Annotated in this window: 3 protein-coding genes; 1 reads left to right on the top strand and 2 read right to left on the bottom strand. The window is 66.3% G+C overall.

The annotated features are described in order from the left end of the window. Window positions 1-114 precede the first annotated feature (114 nt). On the bottom strand, window positions 115-1,236 hold the full coding sequence (locus Q1V87_RS15305; protein WP_300594801.1) for an alkaline phosphatase family protein: 1,122 nt from the start codon (window positions 1,234-1,236) through the stop codon (window positions 115-117). 71 nt (window positions 1,237-1,307) lie between these two features. On the opposite strand from Q1V87_RS15305, the gene Q1V87_RS15310 reads away from it, so the two are divergent. After that, window positions 1,308-3,767, top strand: coding sequence for a DNA topoisomerase IV subunit A (locus Q1V87_RS15310; protein ID WP_300594804.1), 2,460 nt, complete (start codon window positions 1,308-1,310; stop codon window positions 3,765-3,767). Window positions 3,768-3,799: 32 nt separating this feature from the next. Here Q1V87_RS15310 and Q1V87_RS15315 read toward each other — a convergent pair. Next, window positions 3,800-5,723 (bottom strand): DNA topoisomerase IV subunit B (locus Q1V87_RS15315; protein ID WP_300594807.1); only part of this gene is annotated, 1,924 nt, incomplete at its 5' end.

Raw genomic sequence — 5,723 nt, forward strand, 5'->3', positions numbered from 1 at the left:
GGCGACGCAACTGTCGTCATCTCGTCGGCGCGGTCGCGCTGCCCTTCCGAGCTGGGACGAGATCGTCTTCGGCGCCCGCTCGGACGAGTAGCCTGAAGGACGCAGCGACAACGGTCAGGCGGCGTATGCGCCAGCTCGAAGCAGAGGAACGACAGACTCCTCGAGCGTGAGCGATCCGTGTTGTCCGACCATGCGCTGTGGTGACCGGTCGTCGAGCCGGTTGTCGTAGTAGGCGACCCGTGCCCTCGCCGCGACAAGTACATCCCCGATCCGTTCGACCATGTCTGGGTTCACGGTCCCGAACACACCGGCGGCGATCGCTTCGTCACGGGTCATGACCCAAGCGCGCTCGGCGTCGACCGCCCGCCAGACACCGGCCACCGCATCGGCTGCCTGCGGCTGCGTATACAGATGCAGCATGCGCGGTTCTCCCGCGATGTCGGCGACCCCCTCAATGCGCGGGTCACCGTCATCCAGGAGCACGTGACGACTCGCTGGTACATCGATCATGCCGTGATCCGCTGTGATGAGCAGGCCTGCCTGGGGTGCCGCTTGGGCCAGGTCGCGAAGCGCGGCATCCACGCGTTCGAGACCGTCGGTCCATGCACCCGACTCCCAGCCGACGCGGTGACCGATGCCGTCGAGTTCAGGAACGTAGAGGTAGGTAAAACTTCCCGGATGCTGCGCCGCGATCGCACCGGCCCGGGCAATTCGGTCATCGAGGTCAGCGACCCCGATGAAATCGGCACCGTCGGTGGTCGCACGGGTAAAGCCCGAGGTGGCGAACTCCGGCTTCGAAACCACGTAGACGGGCCCGTGCTGCGTCTGTGGGCGGGTGAGCGGTGTCTCCGGCTGCCAATCCGACGGCAGATCGCCGTCTTCCCACCCATGCAGCAGGTTGGCAATTCGGCCGGTCTCGGGAACCCGCACACGGTACCCGAGCATGCCGTTGCGTCCAGGGTTTGTCGCGGTGAGGAGACTCGTGAGCGCGCTCGCTGTGGTCGAAGGGAACGTCGTGCGCGCGACATCCCGCGGACCGCCGACACTCGCGAGAAACCGCGCGTGGCCAGCGCGCGCCCGGAGTTGTGCGGCTCCGACACCGTCGAGCATGACCAGGACGGTGCTGCGGACAGGCCGCAGCCAGGTGCCCTCCCCACGCAGCGAACGAAACATCTCCGGCACGACGTCGGTGAGGCTCCGGGTTCTCGGCGAGTGCGCAGGTAGTGTGATCGGCATCCACGCCAGTCTCCCACGCGCCCTCTTCCCGCAGGGCGAGGTGCGTCCGTTCCAGCGTCCGAGGTTTTGTCATGCCGTCATCCCGTCCCCCCCAGCCCGCTGAGGTCGCCGAGCGGATCGAGGATGTCGACGTCGCAGCAGAAATGCAGGGCTCGTTCCTCGAGTACGCGTATTCGGTGATCTACTCGCGGGCCCTCCCCGACGCCCGCGATGGTTTGAAGCCGGTGCAGCGTCGCATCCTCTACCAAATGGCAGACATGGGTCTGCGGCCCGACCGCGGCCACGTGAAGAGTTCGCGTGTCGTGGGCGAGGTCATGGGAAAGCTCCACCCCCATGGAGATGCAGCGATCTACGACGCCCTGGTACGCCTCGCCCAACCCTTCTCGCTGCGTGTTCCGCTGGTGGACGGGCACGGCAACTTCGGGTCATTGGATGACGGACCTGCCGCTCCCCGATACACCGAGGCACGCCTCGCGGCTCCCGCACTCGCGCTGACAGAGAACCTGGATGAGGACGTCGTCGACTTCATCCCGAACTACGACGGACAGTTCCAGCAGCCAGCAGTGCTCCCCGCAGCCTTCCCGAACCTGCTCGTCAATGGCGCGTCGGGCATTGCAGTGGGTATGGCCACGAACATGGCGCCGCACAACCTCATCGAGGTCGTGGCCGCAGCCATCCATCTGCTGGAGAATCCCGAAGCGACGGTCGAAGAGCTCATGGAGTTCGTTCCCGGGCCCGACTTTCCGTCGGGAGGCATCATCGTCGGACTCGACGGAGTGAAGGATGCCTACGCGAAGGGCCGGGGCTCGGTCCGAACCCGCGCAAAGGTGTCGATCGAGTCTCTCGGCCCGCGACGAACCGGCCTTGTGGTGACCGAGCTTCCCTACCTCGTCGGCCCCGAGCGGGTGATCGAGAAGATCAAGGATGCCGTCACCTCCAAGAAGCTGCAGGGCATCGCCGATGTCACCGACCTCACCGACCGGCACCGCGGCTTGCAGCTGGTCATCGGCATCAAGACCGGGTTCGATCCGAACGCGGTGCTCGAGCAGTTGTACCGGCTCACACCGCTTGAGGACTCTTTCGGTATCAACAACGTCGCCCTCGTCGAGGGGCAGCCGCAGACCCTCGGTCTCAAGGAGATGCTGGCGGTCTATGTCGGTCACCGCATCGAGGTCGTGACGCGGCGCAGCCGCCACCGCCTCGGCAAGAGGCGCGAGCGGCTTCACCTGGTCGAGGGCCTCCTCATCGCGATCGTGGACATCGACGAAGTCATCCAGGTGATCCGCACCTCCGATGACGGCGAGCAGGCACGTACCCGACTCATGGAGGTCTTCGACCTCTCACAACCACAAGCCGAGTACATCCTCGAGCTGCGGCTGCGCCGACTCACCCGCTTCTCGCGTATCGAACTGGAGCAGGAACGCGACGCGTTGAAAGCTGAGATCGCCGAACTCGAGGCATTGCTCGCGAGCGACAGGCTGATCCGCGCGCAGGTCGCCACCGAGCTGGATGCCGCGGCCGAGGCATTCGGTACGCCGCGCCGTACTCTGCTGCTCAACGGCGGGCCCGTCGCGTCGCGCTCGTCGTCGAAGAAGCCCGTCGATCTGCAAATCGCCGACACTCCGTGCCGCGTGTTCCTCTCGGCGACAGGCCGGATGGTTCGGGCGGACCTCGATCCCGACGCGACGGGTGGGGGAATCGTGTCTCCCACGCGCCGGTCGAAGCATGATGCGATCCGGAGCGCCGCCGACGCGACAACGCGAGGCCACCTCGGAGCCCTGACGACCCGCGGACGTCTTGTGCGCTTCACGCCGGTCGATCTCCCCTCGGTTCCCGGTAACGCCGTGCAACTCGCCGCCGGAACCCGCGCAGACCAGTACCTCGGGCTCTCGGGCGGAGAACACGTCATTGCGATCGTTCCGCTCGATGGCACGATCCCGCTCGCGCTCGGTACCGCGCAGGGGGTCGTCAAGCGCGTGCTTCCGAGCGAAATCGCAGCCCGCGATGAGATCGAGATCATCTCCCTGAAGCCGGGGGACGCTGTTGTCGGCGGGGCGCTGGCCGCCGACGACGCCGAGCTTCTCTTCATCACCGACGATGCGCAGCTTCTGCGATTCGAGGCGAGCGCCGTGCGTGCGCAGGGTCGTGCAGCGGGCGGTATGGCGGGCATCCGACTCGGCTCAGGCGCGTCCGTCATCGGCTTTGCCGTGATCCCCGCCGCGGATGCTGCCGAGGCTGTCGTGGTGACGGCCGCGGGAAGCGCAGGCGCGCTGGCCGGGGCAGATGTGAGTTCAGGCAAGGTCTCGCCGCTGGGTGAGTTCCCCCCGAAGGGACGTGCCACCGGCGGCGTGCGCGCGCACCGACTGCTGAAGGGCGAAGACCGCCTGGTTCTTGCCTGGGCAGGATCCGACCCGCGCGCGGTCGCGCAGGATGGGGCGGCGCGCACGCTGCCGCCCGCGGGCGCGAAGCGCGACGCCTCAGGGGTGTCACTCGAAGCCGGCGTCGCAGCGATCGGCACTGTCGTCCGCTGAGTCGCTACACCAGCGGCTCTTGCCTGCGCGGATCAGGCGTCGATGCGCTCGCGGGCGAGCCGGTCTGACGACTCGATCAGGAATTCGCGCCGCGGTGCGACGTCGTTACCCATGAGCAGTTCGAAGACCGATGCCGCACCCTCGGCATCCTGTACCCGCACGCGACGCAGGGTTCGACCAGCGCGATCCATCGTGGTAGTCGCCAGCTGCTCGGCATCCATCTCGCCGAGGCCCTTGTAGCGCTGAATGGGCTCTTGCCACGTGCGGCCGGCCTTTGTCAGCCGGTTCAGCAGCGCGTGAAGCTCAGCCTCGCTGTACGTGTACAACGTCTCGTTGGGCTTGGTCCCCGGATGCTTCACGACCACACGATGAAGCGGAGGAACGGCGGCAAACACACGCCCCTCTTCGATCAGCGGACGCATGTAGCGGAAGAAGAGCGTGAGAAGAAGCGTGCGGATGTGAGCGCCGTCGACATCAGCGTCGCTCATCAGGATCACCTTGCCGTAGCGCGCCGTGCTGATGTCGAACGACCGACCCGACCCGGCACCGATGACCTGGATGATCGACGCGCACTCCGCGTTCGAGAGCATGTCGCTGATCGACGCCTTCTGGACGTTGAGGATCTTTCCGCGAATCGGGAGCAGCGCCTGATACTCGCTATTGCGCGCAAGCTTGGCGGTGCCGAGAGCCGAATCGCCCTCGACGATGAACAGCTCGGAGTCGGCGACGTCGTTGGAGCGGCAGTCCACGAGCTTGGCTGGGAGCGACGAGGACTCGAGAGCGTTCTTGCGCCGCTGCGTTTCTTTGTGAGCGCGCGCCGAGATCCGCGCCTTCATCTCGGCGACGACCTTGTCAAGCAGCAGCGAGGTCTGGGCTTTGTCATCGCGTTTGGATGAGGAGAATCGCGCAGCCAGTTCCCGGGCCACCACGGTCGAGACGATCTGGCGTACCGCGGGCGTGCCGAGCACTTCCTTCGTCTGGCCCTCGAACTGCGGTTCGGGAAGTCGGACGGTGAGCACGACAGTGAGGCCCGCCATGATGTCGTCCTTGTCGAGCTTGTCGTTGCCCACCTTCAGTCGGCGCGCGTTCTGCTCGACCTGAGTGCGAATCACCTTCATCAGGCCGGCTTCGAAGCCCTGCTGGTGCGTGCCGCCCTTCGGGGTCGCGATGATGTTCACGAAAGAGCGCAACGTCGTTTCGTAGCCGGTGCCCCAGCGCACTGCGACGTCGACCTCGCACGATCGCTCGAGTTCGGTCGGCACCATGGCCCCGGATGCCTGCAGCACGGGGACGGTCTCGGTAAACGTCCCTGTACCCTGCAACCGCCAGGTGTCGGTGATCGCGGCGTCCGGGGCGAGATACTCGGCGAACTCCGAGATCCCGCCGTCGAAGCGATACTCCGTCGTGACCGGTGTCTCAGGATTGCGTTCGTCGGTGATCGTGATCGTCAGGCCCGGCACGAGGAACGCCGTCTGTCGAGCCCGCTGCCGCAGGTCTTCGAGGGAGAACGCCGCGTCACGGGTGAAGATCTGCCGATCGGCCCAGTACCGAATGCGTGTGCCAGTGACACCCTTCGCGGCCTTGCCGACAACGCGCAGGACGGAGCTCTTCTCGAACGGCGTGAACGCAGAGTCCGGCGTGGGACCGGCAAACTCGCCCGGCTCACCGCGGTGGAACGACATCGCCCACGTCTTGCCGCCGCGGTCGACCTCGACATCCAGTCGCTCCGACAGTGCGTTGACGACTGACGCTCCCACACCATGGAGCCCGCCCGACGCACTGTACGACCCGGAACCGAACTTTCCGCCCGCATGCAGCTTCGTGAAGACAACCTCAACGCCCGATAGCCCGGTGCGGGGTTCGATGTCGACCGGGATGCCGCGGGCTCGGTCGCGCACTTCGACGCTCCCGTCGGCGTACAGCACGATCTCGATCGTCGAACCGTGCCCGGCAAGC

The organism is Microbacterium sp. (assembly GCF_030149085.1).
GTDB lineage: Bacteria > Actinomycetota > Actinomycetes > Actinomycetales > Microbacteriaceae > Microbacterium.

What these genes read in the sequence shown, in the direction of transcription:
- Q1V87_RS15310 (WP_300594804.1), top strand. Translation starts at nt 1,308, where the DNA reads ATGCCGTCATCCCGTCCCCCCCAGCCCGCTGAGGTCGCCGAGCGGATC.
- Q1V87_RS15305 (WP_300594801.1), bottom strand. Translation starts at nt 1,236, where the DNA reads ATGCCGATCACACTACCTGCGCACTCGCCGAGAACCCGGAGCCTCACC.